The organism is Thiomicrospira sp. (assembly GCF_014859555.1).
In the GTDB taxonomy this organism is placed as follows: domain Bacteria; phylum Pseudomonadota; class Gammaproteobacteria; order Thiomicrospirales; family Thiomicrospiraceae; genus Thiomicrospira.
This window is the reverse complement of sequence record NZ_JACUTY010000009.1, coordinates 21,792-48,574: the sequence shown is the minus strand read 5'-3', so window position 1 is coordinate 48,574 and position 26,783 is coordinate 21,792. Positions and strand designations below refer to the sequence as shown.

The 26,783-nt window shown below is 44.6% G+C and carries 19 protein-coding genes; all 19 read right to left on the bottom strand.

All coding sequences use genetic code 11. The features are described from left to right. Positions 1–1,253 (bottom strand): HipA domain-containing protein (locus IBX48_RS03020; protein WP_296830581.1); only part of this gene is annotated, 1,253 nt, incomplete at its 3' end. Between the two features lie 138 nt (positions 1,254–1,391). Continuing rightward, positions 1,392–1,682: a GIY-YIG nuclease family protein gene (locus tag IBX48_RS03015; RefSeq protein WP_296830579.1), complete on the bottom strand. Its 291-nt coding sequence runs from the start codon at positions 1,680–1,682 to the stop codon at positions 1,392–1,394. A 178-nt stretch (positions 1,683–1,860) separates the two neighbouring features. Next, entirely contained in the window at positions 1,861–4,758 is a 2,898-nt protein-coding gene (locus IBX48_RS03010; RefSeq protein WP_296830577.1) for an insulinase family protein, read from the bottom strand. A gap of 135 nt (positions 4,759–4,893) precedes the next feature. Continuing rightward, entirely contained in the window at positions 4,894–6,978 is a 2,085-nt protein-coding gene (gene pnp / locus IBX48_RS03005; RefSeq protein WP_296830575.1) for a polyribonucleotide nucleotidyltransferase, read from the bottom strand. A 257-nt stretch (positions 6,979–7,235) separates the two neighbouring features. After that, positions 7,236–7,502, bottom strand: coding sequence for a 30S ribosomal protein S15 (rpsO, locus tag IBX48_RS03000; RefSeq protein ID WP_296830573.1), 267 nt, complete (start codon positions 7,500–7,502; stop codon positions 7,236–7,238). Between the two features lie 113 nt (positions 7,503–7,615). Continuing rightward, positions 7,616–8,107: a cyclic nucleotide-binding domain-containing protein gene (locus IBX48_RS02995; protein ID WP_296830571.1), complete on the bottom strand. Its 492-nt coding sequence runs from the start codon at positions 8,105–8,107 to the stop codon at positions 7,616–7,618. Beyond that, entirely contained in the window at positions 8,104–8,937 is an 834-nt protein-coding gene (locus IBX48_RS02990; RefSeq protein ID WP_296830569.1) for a methyltransferase domain-containing protein, read from the bottom strand. The genes IBX48_RS02995 and IBX48_RS02990 overlap by 4 nt, the downstream gene beginning before the upstream one ends. After that, complete coding sequence (gene truB / locus IBX48_RS02985) at positions 8,927–9,859, bottom strand: tRNA pseudouridine(55) synthase TruB (protein WP_296830567.1); 933 nt, start codon at positions 9,857–9,859, stop codon at positions 8,927–8,929. Before truB ends, IBX48_RS02990 begins: the two co-directional genes overlap by 11 nt. Before the next feature lie 2 nt (positions 9,860–9,861). Further along, entirely contained in the window at positions 9,862–10,218 is a 357-nt protein-coding gene (gene rbfA / locus IBX48_RS02980; RefSeq protein WP_296830565.1) for a 30S ribosome-binding factor RbfA, read from the bottom strand. A 218-nt stretch (positions 10,219–10,436) separates the two neighbouring features. After that, positions 10,437–12,929 carry a translation initiation factor IF-2 gene (infB, locus tag IBX48_RS02975; RefSeq protein WP_296830563.1) on the bottom strand — a complete coding sequence of 831 codons (2,493 nt, stop codon included), beginning with the start codon at positions 12,927–12,929 and terminating at the stop codon, positions 10,437–10,439. A 23-nt stretch (positions 12,930–12,952) separates the two neighbouring features. Further along, positions 12,953–14,440, bottom strand: a complete 1,488-nt coding sequence (nusA, locus tag IBX48_RS02970) for a transcription termination factor NusA (RefSeq protein ID WP_296830561.1) — start codon at positions 14,438–14,440, stop codon at positions 12,953–12,955. A 12-nt stretch (positions 14,441–14,452) separates the two neighbouring features. Further along, on the bottom strand, positions 14,453–14,908 hold the full coding sequence (gene rimP / locus IBX48_RS02965; protein ID WP_296830559.1) for a ribosome maturation factor RimP: 456 nt from the start codon (positions 14,906–14,908) through the stop codon (positions 14,453–14,455). 190 nt (positions 14,909–15,098) lie between these two features. After that, positions 15,099–15,719, bottom strand: a complete 621-nt coding sequence (locus tag IBX48_RS02960) for a 3'-5' exonuclease (RefSeq protein WP_296830557.1) — start codon at positions 15,717–15,719, stop codon at positions 15,099–15,101. After that, entirely contained in the window at positions 15,719–17,551 is a 1,833-nt protein-coding gene (locus tag IBX48_RS02955; RefSeq protein ID WP_296830555.1) for a putative nucleotidyltransferase substrate binding domain-containing protein, read from the bottom strand. Before IBX48_RS02955 ends, IBX48_RS02960 begins: the two co-directional genes overlap by 1 nt. 77 nt (positions 17,552–17,628) lie before the next feature. Continuing rightward, entirely contained in the window at positions 17,629–19,245 is a 1,617-nt protein-coding gene (locus tag IBX48_RS02950; protein WP_296830553.1) for a cation acetate symporter, read from the bottom strand. 1 nt (position 19,246) lies between these two features. After that, a complete protein-coding gene (locus IBX48_RS02945) occupies positions 19,247–19,474 on the bottom strand; it encodes a universal stress protein UspA (RefSeq protein WP_296830551.1) in 228 nt (75 codons plus the stop codon). A 224-nt stretch (positions 19,475–19,698) separates the two neighbouring features. After that, the gene (acs, locus tag IBX48_RS02940; protein ID WP_296830549.1) at positions 19,699–21,654 is read right to left on the bottom strand and encodes an acetate--CoA ligase; all 1,956 of its coding nucleotides are present in this window, start codon (positions 21,652–21,654) and stop codon (positions 19,699–19,701) included. A gap of 92 nt (positions 21,655–21,746) precedes the next feature. Next, positions 21,747–23,267, bottom strand: coding sequence for a diguanylate cyclase (locus IBX48_RS02935; RefSeq protein WP_296830547.1), 1,521 nt, complete (start codon positions 23,265–23,267; stop codon positions 21,747–21,749). Further along, positions 23,264–26,743 (bottom strand): DNA polymerase III subunit alpha, encoded by a 3,480-nt coding sequence (dnaE, locus tag IBX48_RS02930; RefSeq protein ID WP_296830545.1) that lies wholly within the window; start codon positions 26,741–26,743, stop codon positions 23,264–23,266. Before dnaE ends, IBX48_RS02935 begins: the two co-directional genes overlap by 4 nt. Between the last annotated feature and the right edge of the window lie 40 nt (positions 26,744–26,783).

Here is a 26,783-nt window from a genome sequence, read left to right as displayed (position 1 = left end):
CCCTGATTAAACAGTTTTTTAGTATCGTAAGAAATTAGATAGTTTTCAAACACCCGCTTTATATAGTATTTAGCTAGTTCTTTTGCTTGGTTTACCAACTCGGGCTCGACGTCAAATAAAGCTGGCTCTTGCCATTTCGGAGTCGGTAACTCACCATTTTTAGGCATCAATCGCATTGGTAACATATCGTAAATGGGCGCGAGTCCTTTCAGTTCAAAATCCTCAAAATAGAATGAAATATTCGCCAAATGCTGATCGTTATTTCCGATGAATGCGCCAAACGCATACAACAAATGAATCGTGGTTTTTTCGTCTTCATTAATCACGCCCTGCTGAAATAACGCATCCGCCGTTAATGCCCAGTTTTGAATTTCGCCGATATAGTGATCCGCCAAAGCTTTTAATGAAATCAGACCCCGCCGCCCTTTTTGGCCAACTCGATCAAAACGTTTAAGTTGCAAATACAAACGTTCTGACTGCACCAGTTTGGCTTCCGATACCGCTAAGCCGGTCTGAGCCAAAGTTTGCAAGGCTAAAAACTCACACACCAATAAATCCTTATAACGCATCGCTAACGGATCATGCGCATCTAACTTAGGCGAATATTTAACCAGCAAATGCTCGGTGCCGTTAAAGCAAGTGAACTTGGGTTGTTTGCCCACTAGCCAACCGCCAGGATTAATACCACTGGCGAGCTCCTTAACCATTCGGGCGTAATCAGCTTCTTTTACAATCGGCGTTTCAGTATGCAACCAGGCTTCAACGCTATGGCGACCAAACAGTAAATTGCCACTTAAGTCTGTGCCGTAATGGGTTAAAAAATACAGCAAATCTTCGTGTGACCAGTGCAATGAATTCAGCGTGACTCGGCTATCTAACCGATGAATTTGCTCTAACCCAATTTCGGCCAAAAAACCGCTTGGGATTAAATCCAGCATAAAATGCGGCAAGTGGTTAAAGGCCTGGGTTTTGTTATTTTGACTAAATTCCAGCAAACAACGTTGGTTGGGTTGTTGATAAAAAATCGCGACTTTTTCAGCTTGACCTTGTGGGCTAATTTGAAAAATAGGCTCAACCGAATCTTCGATCCAAGCAAAACGTGAAGCTCGACCTGCACCTAATTTCTTAACGGGTAAATCAGCTAAACTTCGACTCACTGTGGGTTGGCTTAAGCCGGTTTTGTTGGCGATTTGCACGCTGCTTAAGTTGTCAAACGCCAAGGCTTTCTGAATTTTAATACGGTTATCTTTCATATCTAAGGGCCAATTCGATACTTGCAAAATGAATAGATTGGTGAATAGATTTAAAATACCATAATTTGTTTAAAAATAACAAGTTAAATACTATTTAATAAAATTAAAAAAAATAATGAATAGATTAAAAAGCACTGATTAAACTGGGTTTTCGATTAAAAACTGCTGGATTAAAGCCCGTTTTTGCGGACGGGTAAGTTGTTTGATTTGGTATTCGTGCTGTGATGCTTGGGAACGATTTTGATGCGGCCAAAAAGCTTTGATTTCGACTGGACGACGAGTGGCCGTGTACTTGGCGCCACCGACTAATTCGCCATTATGTTGTTTAAGACGGCGCGCCAAATTATTGGTCACACCACAATAAAGTGAACCATCCGCACAAGCGACCAAATAAGAGCACCAGGCCTGGTGCTCATTTTCTAAAGCCATAAATTTCTTCTTCACGCCATTTTGTTTTGTAACCTATTGCAAACCAGTTAGTAGGTTAGATTAGGTCGCAGACCCTAATCTAACCAACGCTAACACCAGCCAGTTGTCGGCTTACGCTTGCGCTAAGCCGACCTACAACGCTAGAATCCTGGCAAGCCGGTTTGGAATCCGTCACGTCTTATAGCTTAATTAACTCAAAGCCTTGTGAGCTGAGCAATTCAGAGTGACTCGACTGAGTGACTACCGCACGTGTATAAGGCGTGCTTAAATAACGCTGGGCTACCTCACGCAATTGCGCCAATTCAGCATTCAAGACCGCCTGGCGATAAGCAAAACGTTTTTCGTGACTGCGGCCATAAAGTTCTTGATAGAAGGTCTTTTTGGCTTCACCAGCGGGTGAACCGGGTTTATCCATTGCACTCACGACATTTAAAATCGCTTCGTCTACTTGTGCTTGAGTGGCATCGGTCATTAACCAGTTTAAGGCGCGTTCAAAATCCGCATAGGTTTCCATTAAACGTGGATCACGATATGAGAAGAACACAAATGCACCGGCTTCGGCATCAAAACTCGCGCCACCGCCGTAAGCTCCACCCTTTTCGCGGATCGCGCTGTGCAAAAAGCCATTACGCAAACAAGCGCTCAAAACCGATAATATTGGCGCATCTTCATGCCCCCACATTACGGCCGGATAAGCTTGCGCACAGAAGTTAACTTGTGTGGAGGTTAACCAGGCCTGGTGCTTAACTAAATCAGGTTTGGCTAAGTTTAAAGCACCCGATTGACTGTTAACCGGATCGGCCAGCATATCAGCAAAACCAGTTCTCGCCGACTCATAACCCTGCTCATCCGCGACCAACAAACCTTGCTTGGGCGCATGTGCAATCTTGTCGCGCAATTGCGCCAAGGTTTTGGAAAACTGAGTTAGTTTTTCGTCGTCGGCTAGGTCTTTATCCAGTTGTTTGATATAGCGAATACCGGCTAAACCAGAACGTTCGAAACTCCATTTTGCCGCAACCGAGAAACTTTGCGAAGCCGCACTCATGGCTAAGCTATGACCGGCACCCGTAATACGGTGCTCCATTGATGAGCGAATTTGGGCGATTAAGTCTCTTAAACGCTGGGTTTCTTTAAAATCAACCTGATGCAAAGTTTCGGTCATCAATTGACTTAGATCGGTTTGATGCCGATTTAAGGCTTTACCCGCCAGCACAAAATGACTCTTGTACTTACTTGGATCGATTAAATCTGCGCGCACCGCTGAACGTGCACTTAAACCGCCGGTTACCGAAGCCTGCAGCGATTGGGTGGCTAAATAATCACGCCCGCCGCTACCCATTTCAGTTACACAACTGTTAAACAGCGGCATCACCACCTGCTCTTGCTCCGTTAAATCCGGCATATCCATAATCAGCTGTTGATACACCAAACCATTAGTTCCGCGCTCGTAGCTTGTTAGGTTCGCTTGCTTATGTTTGGCTTCAATTTTGGGTACGTCAGGATCAACATCTTGCTTGGTGACTTTTGGCAGAATGTCAGGATCATCTTCTTGCGCTTGACGTTTTTCCAACGCTTTGGCTTGATCAATAATCGCTTGTTTCTGCTCGGCCGTTAAACTTGCCTGAATATTAGCTAATTTCGCTTTTTCAGCCTGCTCACGTTGTGCCGCCAATTTAGGATCAGGTTTTAGAGTTAAACGCACGCGATGCGGGTTATCAAGCAACCATGTTTGTATTAGGTTCGGAATAAATTCAGGTTGACGCACTTCGGCCTGCAATTCCAACAGAATCTTATCGACATCTAACAAAGCCACTGGATCACCTTGATGCAACGCACCCGGCAAAGCCGCTAGCATTAACTCTAAGCCATAAGGATAACTATCACCACCGACTTCGCGCTGCGACAATTCAAGTTGGTGCAACATGGCTTCAACGTGAGACTGATCCACCCCTTCTTTAACAACGCGCTCTAACTCGTTGATAATTAGGTCTTCTATCGCTTGCGCATGTTCTGGTTCGGTACCTTGCAAACCCACCACAAACGCCATTTCTTTATTAGAATCTTCGATTCCACATAACGGTGATGGCGCCGTCGCCAACTCGGATTGCTCCAATACATAACGCAATGGTGACGCGCTGTTATCCAACAGTACCGATGACAATAAATGACCTTTTAGTACATCCATTGGGTCTTTATTCAGACCTAACAACCAGCCTAATACCACGTGGGTTTTTTGGCTGGTGTCTTCTTCCTCTAAGGCATAGGTTTGCTCGATGGATTTAGGTGCGTTAAAACGTTGCTCGGTGCCGACATAGGTCGGTTCGATTTGATCTTTAAAACGTGCCAAAGCCAAGCCTTCAAAATCGGCTTGCAGTTCAGCCGGATTTTGGTTGCCATAAGTCATAAACACCGCATTAGACGGATGATAATGTGTGCGATGGAAATCAACCAGCTGTTGATAGGTTAAATCTGGGATCGCCTCAGGGTCGCCACCACTGTTGTAGTGGTAGGTGGAAGTTGGATAAAGCTCGGTGGTTAACGCTTGCCAAAGTGTGGAAATTGGCGAACTCATCGCGCCTTTCATCTCATTAAACACCACACCTTTATAAGTTAAAGCTGAGTTGGCATCGTCCATGGTTTCAAACTCAAAACGATGACCTTCTTGGGCGAAATCGAGCGGTTCCAAATTAGGGAAAAACACCGCATCCATATAAACTTGCAGCAGGTTTTGATAATCCTTGTCGTTTTCAGTCGCAAACGGATAAGCGGTCCAATCACTTGAGGTAAACGCGTTCATAAAAGTATTGATGGATCGACGGATCATCATAAAAAATGGATCGCGCACCGGAAAACGTTCACTGCTGCACAAGGTGGTGTGTTCCAGAATATGCGCCACTCCGGTTGAATCCTCAGGGACGGTACGTAACGCCACCAAAAAGACTTTATGCTCATCGTCTGCGGCTAAATGATAATGCATTGCACCGGTTACTTTATGGCGATAAGTCAGCACGTTAACCGACAGACTTTCTATCGCATGTTCACTGATGAATTCGAATGTTGTGTGACTGGGTTGCATAACACCTCACATATAAAAAAACCGTTTTGCAACGGTTTCTTTAATTTTAAATTATTAATTTTTGATATTGAATCTCCGCCCGTTAAAACAAACGAGTCGGATTTAACATTCAACATTGATAATTAAACATTACCTTCAAACCGCTTTGATTGACAGCTTAACACGGCCCTGTTTATCAATTTCAGTTAGGCGCACTTGGATGTCTTGACCTTCTTTTAGATAGTCTTCGACATTCTCCACACGTTCTTCAGAAATTTGCGAAACGTGAACCAAACCTTCACGACCAGGCATGTAAGACACAAACGCACCAAAATCAACGATTTTCACGACTTTCGCGTCATACACTTTACCAATTTCTGGTTCCGCGACAATCTGCATAATACGTGCAATCGCATCATCTGCACACGACTGATCGGCCGCGGCGATACGTACCGTACCATCGTCGTCTAGCTCAATGACCGCGCCCGATTGCTCGGTTAACATACGGATGGTTGCGCCACCTTTACCGATGATTTCACGCACTTTTTCTGGCTTCACTTTAATCGTGGTGATACGGGGTGCGGTTTCAGCCACATCGGTATTAGATGAGGTGATCGCTTTGGTCATTTCAGCCAAAATATGCAAACGCCCGGCTTTCGCTTGATCCAACGCGATCTGCATGATTTCTTCGGTAATACCTTCTATTTTAATGTCCATTTGAAGTGCGGTAATGCCTTGTTCGGTACCGGCCACTTTAAAGTCCATATCGCCTAGGTGATCTTCATCACCCAAAATATCAGATAACACCGCAAAGCCGGATTCTTCTTTGATCAGACCCATCGCAATACCCGCTACTGGTGCGGCGATTGGCACACCTGCATGCATTAAGGACATGCTGGTACCACAAACCGTCGCCATTGAGCTTGAACCGTTTGACTCGGTGATTTCTGATACCACACGAACGGTATAAGGGAATTCGTCTGAGGTTGGCAACATGGCCGCGACACCGCGACGCGCCAACATACCATGACCAATTTCACGACGACCTGGTGTGCCCATACGACCACACTCACCCACTGAATAAGGAGGAAAGTTGTAATGCAACATAAAGCGGTCTTTATAAGAGCCAGTTAATTCGTCAACAATTTTAGCATCTTGCTCTGTACCCAAGGTGGTGACAACCAACGCCTGAGTTTCACCACGCGTAAACAAAGCTGAACCGTGAACTCTTGGCAACACGCCGACTTTACAATCAATTGCACGAATAGTTTGGTTATCACGGCCATCAATACGTGGCTGACCCGCTACGCTACGACCGCGCACAATGTCTTTCTGCAACTTACCAAATAAGCCTTCTAATACTTTCTCAGGCGCGCCCTCTGGGTTTTCTTCGGTCACCGCCAAGGCTTGCATTAACTTCGTTTTAGCTTCATCTAACGCCGCATAACGCGCCATTTTGTCGGCAATGTTATAAGCCAATTCAACATCTGAACGAATTAAACCAAATACTTGGTCTTTTAATTCGGTGTTTTCTGCGACTGGCTGCCAATCCCAACGTGGTTTACCGACTTCTTCTGCTAACTCACGAATCGCTTGAATCGCAACTTGCATTTGCTGGTGTCCAAACATAACCGCACCTAACATCACGTCTTCCGGTAACTCGCTGGCTTCAGATTCGACCATTAATACGGCGGCTTCAGTACCTGCAACACTTAATTCTAAGTCAGATTCATCAAGGTGTTGAACCGATGGGTTTAAGATGTATTCGCCATCACGGAAACCGACAATCGCCGCGCCAATTGGGCCATTAAACGGAATGCCTGAGATTGCTAAAGCGGCTGAGGTGCCTAACATAGCGGCCACTTCCGTACCCGCATCTGGGTCTAAAGCCAAAACGGTGGCAACCACTTGGACTTCGTTCATAAAACCTTTCGGGAACAATGGACGAATAGGACGGTCAATCAAGCGTGAGGTTAAGGTTTCAAATTCCGATGGGCGTGCTTCACGCTTTAAAAACCCACCTGGGATTTTACCGGCCGCGTAGGCTTTTTCTTGGTAGTTTACGGTCAGAGGGAAGAAATCTTGACCTTCTTTGGCTTTTTTTGAGCTCACTACCGTTACTAAAATGCGGGTATCACCCATGCCAATAACAACCGCACCATCCGCTTGACGTGCAATTTCGCCAGTTTCTAACGTAATGGTGTGGTGTCCGTATTGGAAGCTTTTTACATGTTTTGCCATCAGAATTTCCTTTCTGCTTGCTTTAACTGGAAACCTGAATCCCTAAAACCACCGGCTAATTGTCCGATTAACCAGGCCTGGTGGCGGGTTAAAAGCGAATGGGTTTAGGGATTCAGGTTATAAAGGGTTTTCAGTTAAATCGTTTAAATAATCAAAAGCATCAGCTTTATATTCAGCTACATATTGTACAGACTTTGTTGGGCTTTCGCCTACAAAAAAGCCCCGACTAAGCGGGGCTTTTTTAGCAGCTTGAAAACTTACTTACGTAAGCCAAGACGTGCGATCAAATCTAAATAACGCTGACCGTCTTTTCTGTGTAAGTAATCTAACAACTTACGACGACGAGCAACTAAACGCAATAGACCAACACGTGAGTGATTGTCTTGCTTATGCGTTTTGAAGTGACCAGTTAGGTATTGAATACGGTGTGTTAACAAGGCAACTTGAACTTCAGTTGAACCTGAGTCGTTTGCATTTGCGCCATACTCAGCGACGATTTTTGCTTTAGCTTCAGCATCAAACATTATCTTCTCTCCTAGAGATCGGTTTACTATTAAAAATCAACTTCCGCAACCGATAGCAGAAACTGAACCGCGTACTATACAGATTTTATTGAAGTTTTCAATCTAATTCGTGATTAATGCTTACCGTAGCCATGCATGTAATATTCAATCTGCGCCATGGATTCACTCATCGCACGCACCAAATGATCCAAACTAACCACCGCATTTTCAAGAATGTTTACCGCAATATAAGGATGCTCTACTTTCAAGCGGTCATACATCGGGCGGGTTAAGGCCAATAACATGACTTTTTTGGAGGAACAATACATTCTTAAATTACGTGGTTTACGGTCAAAAAATGACATTTCACCAATTAAACTGCCCTCACCCTGATTACCAACATTAACTTCGTTTTGGCCATCATAACTGGTAAAACCGACCTTACCTTGGATGACAAACATTAAGCAATCCCCGACTTCGCCCAAATCAGAAATAATCTGATCGCGTTCAAAGGTTTTTTCTTGCAAATAGCTGGTTAAGGTTTCGACTTCGTTGCGAGTTAATGACTCGCAAATAAAGTGTTGCTGGAAAAACTCAAAAAGCTCGGTGGCGGTCATACTTGTCATGTTTTATTCTCCTCTAATCGGCGCGCCAAGAAGGACGCAACCGGACGCCCATCTTCAATGCGACTTATTTTATCAACTATCACTTCAAACTCGGCAAATTCTTTTGCTAATTCATGTTTTTTTACAATTAAATTTGGGTTCTTGGGTGAACCAAAAACTTCGACGCCCTCAACAAAGGTGGAAATAAGGACATAACCACCAGGCCTGGTATGAGCGCGCATATAAGGATATAAACTGCGATTCAGGAAGCGATTCATCAGAATTAAATCAAACGATTGATTAGGCAAACAATCTTGCGAGCGCAGATCACAACAACGCCAATTCACTTCTACCCGGTTGTGTTTAGCTAGGGTTTTGGCACGCTCGATAACACGGGCCTGTTGATCTATCGCGCTGACCTGCCAGCCCTGCTCCGCTAAATACACCGCATCACGTCCACCACCACACCCTAAATCTAATGCGTGACGCGATGTTAGATAGGGTTCAAGGTTTAAATACTGATTTAGAGCCGTTTCAAGAAAAGGATTTGGCGACCATAGCCGCATGGAAGAATTACCCCCAACCACCAGGCCTGGTTCAGCCAAATTAGCAAATTCAACATCGGTTAAACACGCGCCAATGTGATAGCCTTTTTCGCACAAAAAACGGCGGATTAAGGCCAGTTGAGTTTCAGGCGCGATTACACCCAAGTTCGCCGGTGCGGCTGGCAATTCATTTAAACGATGCTGTAACTCGGGCCAGCTAAAAAGCGCCGCGTTGGGAAAATGTCCAGCGCTATAATCTTGCGCCGAACGGCAGTCTAACCAGGCCAGGGGGACGCTATTGAGCATGTGAATCGAGGCTTGGATCGACGTTAAAACCGCGTTTTATTTTTAAGCGTTGTTTATCTGCACGCCATTCGCCAATTGCAAAAATCTGCTGATGCTCGTTATATAACCGAACCAAGCAATCCTCTTGTGGGTTTTGCGGTTTTACATCAAATAAAAATCCACCCATCCAGAGGTGGTTTTTTTGCTCAAGCGTAAGATAAATCGCTTCATAATCGATTAAAGCAATATCAATCGGCAATAGGTTGGTGACGCGAAACATGGCGATTTCATCCAAATCACGCATCATATCGGCTTTAAACACACCAGTTTGTGTACGGTGCAAGGCCGTTAAATGACCAACCGTACCTAAAGCTTTGGCGATATCCTCACCCAACACCCGTACGTATGTGCCTTTTGAGCAATGCACTTCAAAACGGATTTGGTGTTGATCAAAATCCAATAGGCTTAATTCCATAATCTGAACTTGGCGCGGCTCGCGCTCAATTTCGATGCCTTTGCGGGCATACACATGCAAGGATTGCCCTTCAAATTTAAGCGACGAATACATCGGCGGTACTTGTAAAATCTCACCACGAAACGTTTCTAACACCGCTTCAATCTTGTCTTGGGTTAATAGCGGAACCGCCATTTGCTCAATGATTTCACCATCATGATCGCCGGTATCGGTTTCGATACCCAATCCTAAAGAAGCAATATAACGTTTATCAGAGGCGAGCAATAACCCAGACACCTTGGTCGCTTCCCCCAAACAAACTGGCAACAAACCAGTAGCAAATGGGTCTAAGGTACCAGTATGGCCGGCTTTTTTGGCCGAATATATTCTAGTGACCTTTTGCACCACATCTCTCGAGGTCAAACCTGCGGCTTTATTGACCAATACAATGCCATTGACGACTTTTTTACGCCTACCTCTCGCCGCCATGTTTAATATAGAGCCTTTTTGATCAGCTGTTCAATGTGATCGACATGTTCTGGTACGGTATCGTGGTAAAAACGCAAATTCGGCGTAATACGCAAGCGTAATTGTTTACCCAGCTCCGTGCGGAAAAAACCCTTGGCTTTCTCCAAGGCTTTAATGGCTTCCACTACTTCCACATCACCGGATTTAGCACCCAGCACGGTAAAGTAGATTTTGGCCAAACTCATATCTTTTGTGACTTTGCATTCAGTCAGAGTCAAGCCTTGCAAACGTGGATCTTTGGTCTCACGGCGCAACATGTTTGATAATAAACGAAATATTTCTTGCGACACGCGATCGGTGCGGCTAAATTCTTGACTCATAATTTTCCATATCCATCAGACCACCAGGCCTGGTTATTTTTTTTGTAAAAACAAAATGCCCCGAAGGGCATTTTAAATCTATATGTATTTATTGAGTTTACATAAATAGTTTGCCGAGAAAATCTGCTGAAACTAGACGAAAAATGTGAGTTTACAAGTGTAAATGATCATTTTTCAACGGCGTGTCAGTGCATTTAATCGGTGAAATATTATGTAAATTAATCGAGCGTACGTTTCACTTCGTAACGTTTAAAGACTTCGATTTGATCGCCGACTCTAACATCATTGTAGTCTTTCACGCCGATACCGCACTCCATACCTTGACGAACTTCTTTCACATCGTCTTTAAAGCGACGTAAAGATTCAAGTTCACCTTCGTAAATAACCACGTTATCACGCAATACACGAATTGGCTGACTACGTTCAACAATGCCTTCGATAACCATACAACCAGCAATCAAGCCGATTTTTGGCGCTTTAAACACATCGCGTACTTCAGCCGTACCGATGATTTCTTCACGCTGTTCAGCCGATAACTTGCCTTCAATCGCACGTTTAACTTCGTCTACAACTTCATAAATGATGCTGTAGTAGTATAAGCCCACACCTTCGCGTTCAATCAAACGCTTAGCCGATGCATCCGCACGCACGTTGAAACCAAATACTAAGGCATCAGACGCAATTGATAAGTTCACATCACTTTCGGTGATGCCGCCTACGCCACTGCTTACAACCGTTACACGAACTTCTTCGTTACTTAAATCGGTTAAGGCGTTACTGATGGCTTCAATCGAACCTTGTACATCGGCTTTTAGCACGATATTTACGGTTTTCATTTCACCTTCAGCCATCTTGTTGAACATATTGTCCAACTTAGTGCTTTGCTGACGTGCGATCTTGACTTCTTTATAACGACCTTGACGGAACAGCGCCACTTCACGCGCTTTACGTTCGTTTTCGACCGTGATCATTTCATCACCCGCGGCCGGCACACCCGATAGACCTAAAATCTCAACTGGGAAAGAAGGGCCTGCGCTTTCGACAATTTTGCCATGCTCATTAACCAATGCACGTACACGACCGAATTCCATACCACACAAGGCGATATCGCCTTTTCTTAAGGTACCAGACTGAATTAATACGGTGGCCACCGGGCCACGTCCTTTATCAAGACGCGACTCGATAACGACCCCTTTAGCATGGCCTTCTGTTGGCGCATCTAACTCAAGAATTTCGGCACTTAAAAGAATCGCTTCCAGTAAAGCATCAATCCCCATCCCGGTTTTAGCCGATACTGGAACGAACTGGATGTCACCACCCCACTCTTCAGAAATCACTTCTTCGTTAGCGAGTTCTTGCATAACACGATCTGGATTCGCGCCTTCTTTGTCCATTTTATTAACCGCAACCACAATACCCACACCGGCCGCTTTGGCATGCTGGACGGCTTCTTTGGTTTGTGGCATCACACCATCATCGGCGGCGACGACAATTACTACAATGTCGGTTACCTTGGCACCACGTGCACGCATTGCGGTAAAGGCTTGGTGACCCGGCGTATCGATAAACGTAATATCACCATTCGGTGTTTCAACATGGTAAGCCCCGATATGCTGGGTAATCCCGCCGGCTTCGCCTGTCGCTACTTTGGCTTTACGAATATAGTCAAGTAAAGAGGTTTTTCCATGATCAACGTGACCCATAATGGTGACCACTGGCGCACGGTGAACAAATTCACCATGATATTCTTGCTGAAGCACTTCTTCTTCAAGCGCGTTTTCTTTTAACAAGATGGGCTTATGACCTAACTCTTCAACCACTATCGCAGCGGTCTCTTGATCTAACACTTGGTTAATGGTTACCATAGTGCCCATACCCATCATAAACTTAATCACTTCGGCGACTTTAACCGACATCTTGTCAGCCAATTCGGCAACTTGAATAGTTTCAGGAATCGCAACTTCACGCACAACGGGACCAACTGGTTTTTGGAAACCGTGCTGGTTATCATGTGCGGCTTTCGAATTGCTCGGCTTTCTATGGTCGAAACGTTTCTTAGACTTACGGCGACCTAGGCTCATTTTGTCGTTATCATCGCTGACAATTTTAGTTTTAATGGTTTTCTTAGCTTTGGGTGGGCCATCTTCCAAACGGCTATCAAGTGTTTTGCCTTTTTTGGCTTTTGACTTTTTATCATTCTTAGCGTCCACAACGGCTTCCGGCTCACCAGCTTGCGCTTCTACTGTCGGCTTATCCGTTTCAGCGGCTTTAGATTCAGTTATTGCTTCAGGTGTCGATTGATTTTCAACTGCAGCAGTCGTGGTCACCGGTGTCTCATCTGGCGTTTTAACTTCATCAGTGACGACGGCGGCCACTTCTTCAATTTCTTCCGGCTTAGTTTCTTCTAATTCAGAACGTTTGACATAGGTACGTTTTTTACGCACCTCAACATTTACTGTGCGTTTGTTAGAACCCGATGATAAGTTAAGTGTCTTGACTTCTTTACGACGCAAAGTCACCTTAGTCGTCTCTTCTTCAGCCACATCACCATGCAGGCTTTTTAAGTAAGTCAGTAGATTGCGTTTTTCGTCTTCGCTGATAACATCATCTTTTGTCTTGTTTTTGACGCCTGATGCTTCAAGCTGCGCTAATAATTTATCTACAGAAAGGTTGAGTGTTTCTGAAAACTTTAATATCGATACTTCGGCCATAATCTCGCCTCTCCCTTTTCCTGTTATTCAAACCATGGTGCGCGTGCTTTCATAATGAGCGCGGCAGCGGCGTCCGCATCTAAATTTACTAGCTCAAGTAACTCATCGGTGCCAAGTTCGGCTAAATCTTCCTGAGTCACAATGCCTTTAGACGCCAACTGTTTGGCCATGTCATCGTTCATGCCTTCAAGCGCCAACAAATCGTCAGCGGGCTCGGCAAGCGCGGTTTTTTCTTCATTTACAATAGCTTGCGTCAACAGCGCGTCTTTTGCACGTTGTTTCAGCTCGTTGACTAAGTCTTCATCAAAGCCTTCAATTTCAAGCATTTCTGCGGTTGGTACATACGCCACTTCTTCGATCGTGGTAAAGCCTTCTTCAACCAAAACTTGCGCCAACTCTTCGTCAACCTCAAGCAGGGTCACAAAGCCATCAATGTGTTTACCGGCTTCGTTATTGTGTTTTTCTTCCATGTCGGTTTTCGACATAATGTTCAGTTCCCAACCGGTTAGTTCAGAGGCCAAACGGATGTTTTGACCGCCTTTACCAATTGCTAACGACAACTGCTCATCTTCAACCGCCAAATCCATTTCGTGGCGATCTTCATCCACCATGATTGAGGTGATTTCGGCTGGCGCCATCGCGTTAATAACAAACTGTGCATCATTTGGATCCCACTGAATAATATCAATGCGTTCACCATTTAGCTCGTTAGTCACCGCCTGAACACGGCCACCGCGCATGCCTACACAAGCGCCGATTGGGTCTAGACGTGGATCATTTGCACGTACTGCGATTTTAGCGCGGTAGCCAACATCACGCGCCGCAGCCATAATGTCGATTAAATCGTCACCAATTTCAGGCACTTCAATTTTAAACAATTCCATCAGCATTTCTTTAGAAGCACGTGACATAAACAACTGAGGGCCACGCGGACGGAAGCTGACTTCTTTTAAATAAGCACGTACGCGATCACCGATGCGGAAAGTTTCACGCGCCACCAAATCGCTACGTTGAATGATGGCATCCACGTTATCGCCCATATCCAGAATCACATCACCACGATCAACACGTTTGACTTGACCGGTTAAAATTTCACCTACACGGCTTGAATAATCTTCAACCACTTTTTTGCGTTCGGCTTCGCGGACTTTTTGAATAATCACTTGTTTAGCAGTTTGCGCGCCAATACGACCGAATTCAATTGATTCAATTTCTTCTTCGATATACTCGTCTGGCTGGATATGCGGATCTTCATCCAGCGCATCCATCATACGAATATACAAACCAACTTCACCTTCAATGGCTACATCGTCTTCAATTACCAACCAACGACGGAAGGTTTTATAGTCACCTGTATGACGGTCGATTTCAACACGTGCATCAATCTTGTCATCATAACTTTTGGTGGTGGCCATCGCTAAAGCGGTTTCAATCGCCTCAAAAATGATTTCTTCATCCACGCCTTTTTCGTTAGACATGATTTCAACAACGGATAATACTTCTTTACTCATGATTCAACCGCCTTACAGTTCTACGACTAAATTTGCTTTATCAATACTCGAAAATGGAATCTCATAAACTTCACGATCCACTTCCACCTCGATTTGGTTTTGATCCGCTTGGATCAATTCCCCTTTAAACTTGCGGCGTCCCATAATAGGTGAGCGCGCCCGTACACTTACGGTTTTACCAATATAGGGTGTGTAATGTTCGGGTTTGAACAAAGGGCGATCCATACCCGGAGATGAAATTTCGAGCAGGTAAGCCGCTGAAATCGGATCTTCAACATCCATTATTGCGCTCACCTGACGGCTCACTTTTGCACAATCATCTACCGTTACACCGACACCAGGTCGATCAATATAAATACGTAAGGTAGAATCTTTGCCAGCCGGGATATATTCACAACCCCATAAGTCCATGCCTAGGGCTTCAATCGCGGGCGCGACAAGCGATTCAATTTTTTGTTCTAACGTCACACTTCACCTATAGTCAAAAAAAACCAACAAAAAACCCCGTAAAAACGGGGTTCTCTAAGGCCAAAAAACGGTTAAATTAAGTTTAAAACTTACCTATAAACCGCTTTTTGAAAAATACATTTCAGAAAAACTGCGCTAAGAATACTCCTAGAATCGCATTCTGTCAAGATGAAAGCCTTTATTTACCGATCTATGGCTTAGCTAAATTCTGTAGCTTAACGTAAATCATCGCGGTCATTAAGGCGTCATTAAACGCATCGTGCTGACCTACTTTCGGCAGCTTAAGCTTTTGCATTATGGCATTAAAGCTGAGATCGAAAATTTCATGTTCAGGTTGCAACCAGTCCTGATAAAATTGTTTATGGTAAAGCTCTGATACTTCAATTTTTTGATTCGGTAAATTAATACCCAACCAAGGTTTAATCACCGCATTCACCATCGCCACATCAAACTCTAGATAATAGCCAACCAAAGGACGTGAACCAATAAACTCAACAAATTGCTTAATCGCTTCGGCTTCTTCCAGACCGACTTCAACATCCACATTACGTAAACGGTGTATAACAATGCTTTCAGGGTTAATTTTAACCTGCTGCTTAAATTTAAGGTTTAAGCTTTGACTGGTGAGAATTTGATTAGCGCGAATTTTTATCGCACTAAGCGATACAATTTTATCCGTTTTAGTATCCAGCCCGGTGGTTTCACAATCAAAACACACTAGATCGGTATCGGCGGCCGGTTCAAGTAAAAATTCATAAGCGGGCTCTTTAAGTCGTTTCTTCAACCAGGCCTGGTGCAACTTTGCGAACATCAGATCACGCCATCCATTTTAAAGTGTTGCTCAATCACTTTTTTGAACTTATGTACAACGCTAAACGCATCTTTTAAAAGGTCTTGTTGAAAATGATTTAAATGATCGGTTTCAATTGAATTGTCGATGGGTTTTCGACGTGCCTTTTTTTCCAGCATGGATTGCAGCCTTAGGGTGTTTAAGAAATTCAGGGTTTCACCCAACTCAACACCAAAGGCTTCGTCGAATACATTATGATTAATTAATTCTCTAATTCGCCAATGTGTATTGGTTTTTTCAATTTCTTTTTCCATCGCTAAACAGCGTACACCGTGCACAATTGGGAAAATACCGCCTTTTTTTAGATCAATTGAATGGCCATCATCTTTTTCGGTAATCAAACGACCAAATAAACTAATGGGCGTGTCAAACTGAAACACGCTGCGTGCAAACTGCGCTAAAAACATTTGGCGTTTTTGAACCTGTTGCTGCATTACCGCTTTAATGCGTGCTAAACGTGCTTCATCACCATGCACCGCCTGGGCATCAAATAAAATAGCCAAACTCATAAAGCTTTCCAATGACGGTTGTTCAAACCAGCGAATAACCTGTGATTCAAACGCACTCTCACTTAAACACCATTGTGAATTTGACACCATAATACCACCGGGACAAGGCGGAAAACCCAATTCAATCAACTTAGCCGAATAGGTTTGGCAAAATGCCGTCAGCGCATTTGCATCCATACTATCGGCATGGATCACCGCATTATCCTGATCGGTTCTTACCACTTGCTCAGAGCGCCCTTCACTTCCCATCACAATAAAGGTGGTGGCAGAAAACTGGCCCTCTGCATCCAAAATCTGCCAGAGCCTGGATTGCAACTTGCGGTGCAATTCATTCACCAGCTTGGCTATATAGTGAGTTTTAACCCCTTTATTTGACAAACCTGAGACCAAATCATCAATTTGCTGAGTCACTTTTTTGAGGTCGTCAAACGACTCAGCACGCTCTAACGTTAACATCACTAGACCAGATTGGTTGGCAAACAGACTCATCAATTCTTTTTGGTGTAACACCCCGATAAAGCCCTGTTTATCACGCACCATCAAGCGATCTACACCGTATCGCGTCATTTTGAGTAACGCATTAAACAAATAATCATTTTGATGAATTGAAATCACCGGATAACTCACCATATCATCAACCGGACTATTCAAATCAAAGCCGTGAATCGCCAAACCTCGTAAAAGATCAGACGACGTAATCACCCCAAGGCGATCACCATCACGCACTAAGCAAGCATCGGTTTTTTGAGCTTCCATTTGCTCGACACAATGCTTAATCGAGGTTTGGCTAGCAATCTCAACCAGCGCATGCAATGGCGCAATTTTGACCGCATCCATCATCGCTTCACTGGATGATTCGATTTGTAATTGCTGGTGAAAATGACTAAGTTTTTGAGTGATATCGTTAAAATAGAAGGATTCAAACTCGGGATTATGTTTAAGTAATCGCTGAAAAGTAGCGAAAGGCAAACGATAAGCCACGGTTTCTTCAATGGTGTGATATCTCAGTTTTGCTTGTTGATCTAATAAAGTTGACGCCCCAAACTGGGCATGAGTTCCATAAAGTGCGCACTGTGCGTCACCTTCATCACCGATGCACTCAGCCACCCGCCCTTTAATGACAATATAGATAAATGCACTTTCCGTTGGATTCAAAGGAATCGTTGTTTCCAATGGAAAATACACCACATCCAATGCCCCTGCTGCTTCATTTAACCCATCCTGGCTTAGTCGATCAAATGGATGAATTTTTTGTATAAAGTTGACTTGTTCAATAATTGACATACTTTTATCCTAAAAAAAAGCAAAAAAAGGGAGCCGAAGCTCCCCTTGTTATGGTTTAAATTTCTGAGTTAAGAAACTTATTTACCATGGGCTTGCGCCATAAACTCTTCAGTATTACCACGGTCACTTGTCATAAAGCTGACAACAACGGTCACCAATACAGCAAACGGCACAGAGTAAAGAGCTGGGTTAACCAGTACATCTAAACCAAGCATTGACGCTTCGCCGAAGAAACGTGCAAAGGTAAACAACAATGAAGATACAAGGCCAGCCGCCATACCCCAAATTACCGCTTGGCTAGTCAGCTTGCGCCACCAAACAGCAAATACTAGGGCTGGAGCGAAAGTGCTCGCTGCAATACCAAAACACATCGCAACCAACATGGCGACGTTTTGCTCTTTTAGCCAAATCGACATCGCAATCGCGATGATCGCTAGACCAGCAGCCCCCAACTTTGCAAAACGAACTTGTTCCGCATCGGTTGAGTTTGGACGCAAAACACCTTTATATAAGTCATGTGACAAGCTGGTTGTGGCTGAGATTAATAAGCCTGCTGAGGTACTTAACATCGCGGCCATCGCACCGGCTGCAATCACACCCATTAGCAATTGACCCCCCATCAACTCACCTAGCATTGGCATGGTCATGTTGGTTGCAACACCACGTTGACCGTTAGCGATCAACTCAACTAAGGTTGGGTACAACGCATACATCGCAATCAAACCTACAAAGAATACGCTACCGTAGAAGATGGCTAAGCCCCAAATCGTGAACTGAGCAGATTTACGTGCCGCTTTTGCATTCGATACCGTATAAAAACGGATCAAAATATGTGGCAAACCCAACACACCTAAGAACAAGGCCAAAACCAAACTGGCATTATCCATCAAGCTACGTAGCTGTACACCCGGTGTAATCGCAGTAGGTGCTTCTGACATAATGCCACGAACCGTTTCAACTGCAACCGCGCTTTCAGCGTTAGTCATACCCGCAATGGCGGCGACCGCTTCAGAATTAGCCGCGGCTAAAACTGGAGGCACCATATCCTTACCTTCGATGACCATTCCAACAGGGTTACCACCAAAGAAGTGAACTATACCGAAAATGAGTAAGAAAATAAGTGCACCGAACAGGATCGCGCCCTGTACTGCCTGGTTATAACTGGTACCTTTCATACCGCCCATGATCACAAAAATCGCCATCAACGAACCGGTAACGATAACGGTCGGTAGGTAATCCCAGTCTAGTAATAAACCAAATAACAAACCAGCGCCCACGATCTGTGGAACCAAATACATAACACACAATACTAGAGTTGAGATCATCGCAACCATACGAATGCCACGTTCACTACCCTGATAACGAGAGTTTAAAACATCGGCAACCGTAAATTTACCAACATTCTTTAGTGGACCGGCAATCACCAGTAAAACCACAATCCAGGCGGCAAAGAAACCAAGTGCAAGCCACCAGCCGTCAACCCCCATTAAGGCAACGGCACCAGCCACACCTAAGAAACTGGCGGCACTGGCATAGTCACCAAACATGGCCATACCATTTACACGTGGAGAAATCCCGCCACCGGCCACATAAAAATCAGCGGTTCTAGCCGTTGAACGGCGGTGGTAATAACTGATATACAGTGATAACAGGATGCCGAATATCACGACACCTAGAGCTACAATATTTTCCATACTAGTTAGCCCCTTCTTCTAGTTGCTCTGTTTTTTTAAGATATAGGCCAGTAATGACTACGCCAGCAATAATAATAAGCAAACCACCCCAGACAGCCAATGGTAAACCAATTATTTCTAGCGCCGCAACATCTTTAAAAGTGGCCGATGTCATCAACGCTACACCAAAATATAAGACGGTGTAGATCGCCAATAAAATGGCGGCAAATTTCACTTTACTTGTATTCACAAGAAACCTCCCGCGATATTTTTTGTTTTATTCATAGTTAAAACTCTCTTGATTGATAAATATCCAACTCACTCTGTTGAAAGCCAGAGTTGGAGCCGACCTGGCAGCGTATTATGGGTTTTTCATAGTTATATTCGCAATAAAAAAGTGCACAATTTGACCAGATTTTTTTTATCCAAGCCCAAAAAATGGTTAAATGTGCACCGAACAAGGTCAAACCCATGTTATTTCTGTTGAAATTGCTTCAAAATACCTGGATCTTCAAGAGTTGAGGTGTCCTGGGTAATTTCTTCACCCTTTGCTAAGGTGCGCAATAAACGACGCATAATTTTGCCCGAACGTGTCTTAGGCAAGTTGGTGCCAAAACGAATATCATCCGGCTTGGCAATCGGGCCAATTTCTTTGGCTACCCAGTTGCGCAGTTCGGTGACCATCGCGTCACGCTCAGCACCCGCTGGTAAATCTTGGTTTAATACCACAAACGCAAATACCGATTCGCCTTTAACATCGTGCGGTTTACCCACCACCGCCGCTTCGGCGACTTTTGGGTGCGCAACTAAAGCCGATTCAATTTCCATTGTTCCTAAACGGTGACCCGATACGTTTAATACATCGTCGATACGACCTAAAATCCAGATATAACCGTCTTCGTCTTTATGAGCACTGTCGCCCACTACATAATATTTGTTGTTGAACTTGGCATAATAGGTGTCGATATAACGCTGATCATCACCCCAAACGGTTTGTAACATAGAAGGCCAAGGTTTACGAACCACCAAGTAACCGCCTGAGTTGTTGCCAATTTCATGGCCTTCTTCATCCACCACAATCGCATCAATGCCAGGCAATGGACGTGTACAAGAACCCGGTTTTAATGGCGTGACACCTGGAAAAGGTGCAATCATATGGGCACCGGTTTCAGTCTGCCACCAGGTGTCAATAATCGGACACTCGCCACGACCAATCACTTCGTGATACCACATCCAAGCTTCCGGATTAATCGGTTCGCCAACTGTTCCCAAAATTCTAAGTTTTGATAGGTCATACTTGGCCGGAATCTCTTTACCAAACTTCATCAAAGCACGAATTGCAGTTGGCGCCGTATAGAATACGGTCACACCGTGATCCTGACAGATCTGCCAGAAACGGCCCGCATCCGGATAAGTCGGTACCCCTTCAAACATTAGGATGGTTTGCCCCATCGCTAATGGCCCGTAAGCCACATAACTATGGCCAGTAATCCAACCCACATCCGCGGTACACCAGAACACATCGCTGTCTTTAAGGTCAAACATCCATTCGTTGGTGAGCATCGCATTAAGCAAGTAACCGCCCGAACCATGCTGAACCCCTTTTGGCGTGCCGGTTGAACCGGAGGTATAAAGTAAAAATAATGGGTGATCCGCATTCACCATCACCGGATCGTGATAGTTACTCATGCCGGCTTCGGCTTCATGCCACCAAATGTCGCGGCCTGCCGTCATGTTGACTTCTTGCTTGGTACGCTGATACACAATCACGTTTTTAACCGTATCGCAGCCTTTGGCTAAGGCTTCATCCACTGACGCTTTAAGCGGCACGGATTTACCACCACGCAAACCGCCGTCAGTGGTGATGATCATTTTGGCACCGGCATTTTCAACCCGGTCTCTTAAAGCCTCCGCCGAGAAACCACCAAATACGATAGAGTGAATTGCACCAATCCGCGCACAGGCTTGCATCGCAAATACGGCTTGCGGAATCATCGGCATATAAATAATAACCCGATCGCCTTTGCTGATCCCTTGTGTGGTTAAGGCATTCGCAAAACGAGCGACTTCATCGTGCAACTCTTGGTAGGTGTAATGGTGTACATCACCCTGGTCGCCTTCGAAAATAATCGCAAGCTTATCGCTTTTGGTTTCTAAGTGCCGGTCAATACAGTTGTAGGAGACATTCAATTCCCCATCACTAAACCAACGATAAAGCGGGGCTTTAGAATCATCCAATGCTTGAGTAAATGGCTTAGACCAGCTTAGTTTTTCGCGCGCTAAATCCGCCCAAAACCCAACGTGATCTTTATCTGCTTTGGCATACATGGCATCCAAAATTTGTTTATTGATGCCGGCTTGGCTTTTGATCATTTCTGAGGGCTCAAACACACGGCTCTCGGTTAGGATTGATTCAATATTGTTAGACATCTGCACCTCCAGTCACTCATTCTAAAAATTTAAAAAATAGGTTATTACTACAAAATTTGGCGTATTCTAACGCGTTTTAGCTGGTATCGGCCTTAAACTTCTTTATCAGCTGGCCTGGTGGTTTGATTAAATGAACCAATAATTTGATTTCGCCCCGTTTCTTTAGCTTGATAAAGACGTGCATCAGCCAGCTTAAATGCATCGTCAAGTCTGCGCGTCGAGTTGATCGCGGCTACCCCGCCACTGATCGTAAACACGTAGGGCTGATGGTTGTTACTCGACGTTTCAACAAATTGCCTAAACCGCTCGGCTTTTTGGTAGGCTTCGGCTTCTGGCATATTATTAATAAATACCGCAAATTCTTCCCCACCCCAACGCACAATTAAATCGTCTTGACGGAAAAATCCGGTCAACATATGCGCGAACTCAACTAATACCTCATCACCTACTTGGTGACCATGCGCATCGTTAAGCTGTTTAAAGTGGTCAATATCAAAGAACAATAAGGTGCCAGTTTGGCCATAGTCGAGCATTTTCTGCAACGATTCGTTGAAAAATCGTCGATTATACAACCCGGTTAACTCATCGGTATTGGCTTGGGTGCGAAGTTGATGGCTTTTTAAATGCAAGGCCTGAATCGTGTCGTAGGAGTTTTCGAGCGCGAAGGTATAACGACTGAAAATAATATAAATCACCATCCACAAAAATAACAATACCAATAAATTAAGTATGGATTCGGCCAGCAATGAATGCTGATTTTCGTTTTGAATATCGGTAATATCAGTGGCGATCACCACTTTTGACACTACTTCGCCTTTATGGTTAGGTTGATCTAAACTGGTCAAAACCAAATAGGTTCGCCCTTGATAATTCAGCAATTGTGACTGTCGTTTCAAGTTAACCAGGCTCGCCAACTCTTTAAATAGCGGCGTTTGTTGAATAATTGAAAAGCCGTTAAGGCCCTCAAAGCCATAAGTAGTTTGTAACTTACCCAGCGAAGTCGACTCGACTAAAATCATCGATTCCACATTAAACCGATCCACCATTTTTTCAACAAAATAATTGGGGCGAACACCAAACTCAAGCACACCTAAATGCTCTTGTTTTTGATTAATAAGTGGCGTGGTAATTCGATAGGTAATGCCGTTTTTTCCGACTTCAAACCCATGCATAGCGATTTTTTCGCGATTAACATCCCGTACAATGGGTCGAATTTCTGTTAAGTCATCGCCATACTGATCAAGTTGATGCAGTCTTAAAATAGTGTGATTATCTGGTGCGATAAAATGCATGGTGTGCAGATTGGATTCCATGGAACGCAAGCGATCATAATCGGCCTGAACGTAACTCAACAAGCCCGCATGATTACGCGTTTGCATTAATGGAGTCATGTGCGGCTCATAAGCATAATGCAACGACAACATCAAATACTTATCCGTCAGACCCTCAATCAAATCTTGAAAATACAAATGCGCATCGACCCCAAGACTCTGAACCTGAGACTCTAAGTGTTTCTGGTGTTTTATATTGGCATTAATGGTCTGCACCACCACACTGACCAAAATAAAGCCAAAGATAATACTGAGGTATTTCCATTTTATTTTATGCGTCATTTCATCACCACTTCCGGTTGCCAACCCAGCGCATTTAAGACTTCAATTAAATCGTCCTCTGGACGAATCCACCAGTTCGACTTGAGTTGAGCTTTCGCTTGCCGGTTTTGGTATTCCAATACTAATGGTAAACCTGTTTCAGACTTATAAGGCATGACCAAGGTCATCAGTTCTTGTAACGTCGATTCAGTTATTCTAGTCGATTCTGTATAAAGTTTTAAGGCGCGCGCTTCTTTAATGCGCATTTCCGACAAGGCCACGACCTGCTCGGCATCCAACTTTATGCCGCCATTAAAGTTGTCTTCCGCTACCGTACCGTACATGAGCAACACCACGTCAGGTTCAATGATGTCTTTTGCACTGCTAAATACCGCCGGGCGCAACACCGTTTCTAGGCGTGCGGTTCGGTCATCCAAAGTAACAAACCCCATTTTATCGCCACTGCGGGTATTTTTAGCACGCACCCCCACCACCAGGCCTGCAACCCAACGTTTGTCATATTTATTTGGGGTGAGTTTAGACAGAGTTTGTGACACATAATGGGTCAGTTCTTGGCGATAAGCTTCAATTGGGTGCCCGCTCAAATACAATCCCAGCGTATCTTTCTCGCCTTTTAATTTATGGCGTTCAATCATTTCCGCCACATCCACCAAACTCGCGCTTGGGGTTAAATCTGGCTCATCCGAACTGATCGAGCCAAACAAATCTTCCTGACCCGAATCGGCATTTTTTTGTTGCTGTTCGGCTTGATGCAAGGCCAACGTTACGCTTGATAACATGGCTTGGCGATTGGGGTGCAAACAATCCAACGCACCAGCACGAATTAAGGCTTCAATTAAACGACGGTTAATTTTTTTGCCCGAACGCGCCGTAAAATCAAATAAATCTTTAAACGGTCCGTTTTCGGTACGATCTTGAATCACGCCCACTAAAGCGGCCTCGCCGACGCCTTTAATCGCCCCCAAACCATATAAAATCGTGTCGGTCGAACGGGCTTTAAACTTTATTTGGCATTGGTTAATATCCGGCGACACTAAATTCAAATTCATCGCATAACACTCGTTAATCATATGCACGACTTTTTCGGTGTTATCCATATCGGATGAAATTTGCGCGGCCATAAAATGCGCCGGATAATGGGTTTTTAACCAGGCCGATTGGTAAGACACTAACGCATAAGCCGCCGAGTGAGATTTGTTAAAGCCGTAACCGGCGAATTTTTCCACCAGGTCGAAAATTTTCATCGCCAAATCAGCGTTGATATTATTATTGGCCGCCCCTTCAGCAAACCCGGCACGCTGCTTTGCCATTTCTTCAGGCTTTTTCTTACCCATCGCACGGCGAAGCATGTCGGCTTGCCCCAGGGTATAACCCGACATAACCTGCGCGATCTGCATAACCTGTTCTTGGTACAAGATAATGCCGTAAGTCGGTTCTAGGGTTTCTTTTAAACACTCATGCTGATATTGCGCATCAGGATAGGACACGGCTTCTTTGCCGTGCTTACGCGCAATAAAGTTATCGACCATGCCTGATTCTAGCGGACCGGGACGGAACAAGGCGACTAAGGCGATAATGTCTTCAAAACAATCCGGCCTTAGACGGCGAATTAAGTCCTGCATCCCGCTCGATTCGAGCTGAAATACCCCGGTGGTACGACCAGTTTTAATCAGTTCAAATACCTTAGGGTCGTCCAATGGAATGCGTGCGATATCGACAAAACCTTCATCACTAGGTTGCTTGCCTTCGTTAATCGCTTGCAATGCCCAATCGATAATGGTTAAGGTACGCAAACCCAAGAAGTCGAACTTCACCAAACCAATGGTTTCGACATCGTTTTTATCCAATTGGGTGACCACGCTCCGACCATCGGCTTCCGAATAGAGTGGGCAAAACTCATCCAAGGGTCTTGGGCCGATCACGACGCCACCGGCGTGTTTGCCGACATTTCGAACCGTGCCTTCGAGCTTCAAACCCAAATCGAGCAGGGTTTTAACATCTTCATCGTCGTTATAACGGGTTTTTAATTCTTCTTCTTTTTCGAGCGCATCCGCCAGTTTGATACCCAGCTCGTTAGGTATTAGCTTGGCGACGCCATCCACCATGCCATAAGCATTACCCAGCACTCTCCCCACATCACGCACAACGGCTTTGGCCGCCATGGTGCCGTAAGTGATAATTTGCGATACATGATCTCGACCATAGTGCTGGGACACGTAATCAATCACTTCATCACGTCGTTCCATGCAGAAGTCGACGTCAAAGTCAGGCATCGAAACACGTTCGGGGTTCAAGAAACGTTCGAACAGCAAATCGTATTCAATTGGGTCTAGGTCAGTAATTTTAAGCGAGTAAGCCACCAAAGAACCGGCACCCGAGCCACGCCCCGGCCCGACTGGAATCGCTTGGTTTTTGGCCCATTGAATAAAGTCGGCCACGATTAAGAAATAACCCGGGAACCCCATTTGCAAAATGGTTTTAAGCTCATATTCTAAACGCGCAACATATTCTTGTTTTTTGTCGGCCTGTTGTTCGGCGCTTAAATGACCAAACAAAAACGCTAAACGTTGATCCAAACCTTTACGGCATTCTAAATCGAAAAACTCATCAATTGTCATGCCTTCTGGAATCGGGAAATTCGGCAGGAAATATTCATCCAACACCAGCTCTAAATTACAACGTTTAGCAATCTCAAGTGTGTTTTGAATCGCTTCAGGAATATCCTCAAACAAGGCCCGCATTTCATCACTTGAACGCAAATATTGGTCTTCTGAAAAAGGTTTAGGGCGATTTGGGTCGTCTAAAACATAGCCACCGTTGATGCAACAACGCACCTCATGGGCTTCAAAATCTTCGCTTTGCATAAAACGCACATCGTTGGTTGCGACCACCGGCAGGTCATACCGTTCGGCAACCTCTAACGCGGTTTGAATATAACGTTCTTCGTTTTCTCGATTGGTGCGCACCAACTCTAAATAATAACGACCAGCAAAATGGGTTTGCCACCATTCCACTCGTTTAGCGACTAAGTTGGGTTTTTCAGCCAAAATTGCCAAACCAACATCACCCTGACGTGCACCCGACAATACAATCAATCCGGCGTTATATTCTGACAACCAGGCCTGGTCTATGATTGGAACTTGTTGTAGATTCCAAATTTTTTGATTGGATAAATAACTTTTAGAGATTAGCTTAGACAGGTTTAAATAACCCTGCTGATTTTGACATAACACCGAAATGCGAAACACCTCGCCCTTGGCCTGTTCTACTAATAAATCCGCACCAATAATGGGCTTAACACCCGCACTGCGTGCGGCATTATAAAATTTGACCAGCGCAAACATATTACCTTGATCAGTCAAAGCCAAAGCCGGTTGCTGAAAGCTACTCGCTTGAGAAACCAACGGCTTAATATGCAGCAGACTATCCACCACAGAGTATTCTGAGTGAACATGCAGGTGAACAAATTGATTCATAGAATTTGCATAAAGGTTGAGGGGCTCGTTAAACATGGCG

Excerpts from the sequence above, each read along its gene's own strand:
- IBX48_RS03015 (WP_296830579.1), bottom strand. The coding sequence starts at position 1,682 with ATGGCTTTAGAAAATGAGCACCAGGCCTGGTGCTCTTATTTGGTCGCT.
- IBX48_RS03010 (WP_296830577.1), bottom strand. The coding sequence starts at position 4,758 with ATGCAACCCAGTCACACAACATTCGAATTCATCAGTGAACATGCGATA.
- pnp (WP_296830575.1), bottom strand. The coding sequence starts at position 6,978 with ATGGCAAAACATGTAAAAAGCTTCCAATACGGACACCACACCATTACG.
- rpsO (WP_296830573.1), bottom strand. The coding sequence starts at position 7,502 with ATGTTTGATGCTGAAGCTAAAGCAAAAATCGTCGCTGAGTATGGCGCA.
- IBX48_RS02995 (WP_296830571.1), bottom strand. The coding sequence starts at position 8,107 with ATGACAAGTATGACCGCCACCGAGCTTTTTGAGTTTTTCCAGCAACAC.
- IBX48_RS02990 (WP_296830569.1), bottom strand. The coding sequence starts at position 8,937 with ATGCTCAATAGCGTCCCCCTGGCCTGGTTAGACTGCCGTTCGGCGCAA.
- truB (WP_296830567.1), bottom strand. The coding sequence starts at position 9,859 with ATGGCGGCGAGAGGTAGGCGTAAAAAAGTCGTCAATGGCATTGTATTG.
- rbfA (WP_296830565.1), bottom strand. The coding sequence starts at position 10,218 with ATGAGTCAAGAATTTAGCCGCACCGATCGCGTGTCGCAAGAAATATTT.
- infB (WP_296830563.1), bottom strand. The coding sequence starts at position 12,929 with ATGGCCGAAGTATCGATATTAAAGTTTTCAGAAACACTCAACCTTTCT.
- nusA (WP_296830561.1), bottom strand. The coding sequence starts at position 14,440 with ATGAGTAAAGAAGTATTATCCGTTGTTGAAATCATGTCTAACGAAAAA.
- IBX48_RS02960 (WP_296830557.1), bottom strand. The coding sequence starts at position 15,719 with ATGTTCGCAAAGTTGCACCAGGCCTGGTTGAAGAAACGACTTAAAGAG.
- IBX48_RS02955 (WP_296830555.1), bottom strand. The coding sequence starts at position 17,551 with ATGTCAATTATTGAACAAGTCAACTTTATACAAAAAATTCATCCATTT.
- IBX48_RS02950 (WP_296830553.1), bottom strand. The coding sequence starts at position 19,245 with ATGGAAAATATTGTAGCTCTAGGTGTCGTGATATTCGGCATCCTGTTA.
- acs (WP_296830549.1), bottom strand. The coding sequence starts at position 21,654 with ATGTCTAACAATATTGAATCAATCCTAACCGAGAGCCGTGTGTTTGAG.
- IBX48_RS02935 (WP_296830547.1), bottom strand. The coding sequence starts at position 23,267 with ATGACGCATAAAATAAAATGGAAATACCTCAGTATTATCTTTGGCTTT.
- dnaE (WP_296830545.1), bottom strand. The coding sequence starts at position 26,743 with ATGAATCAATTTGTTCACCTGCATGTTCACTCAGAATACTCTGTGGTG.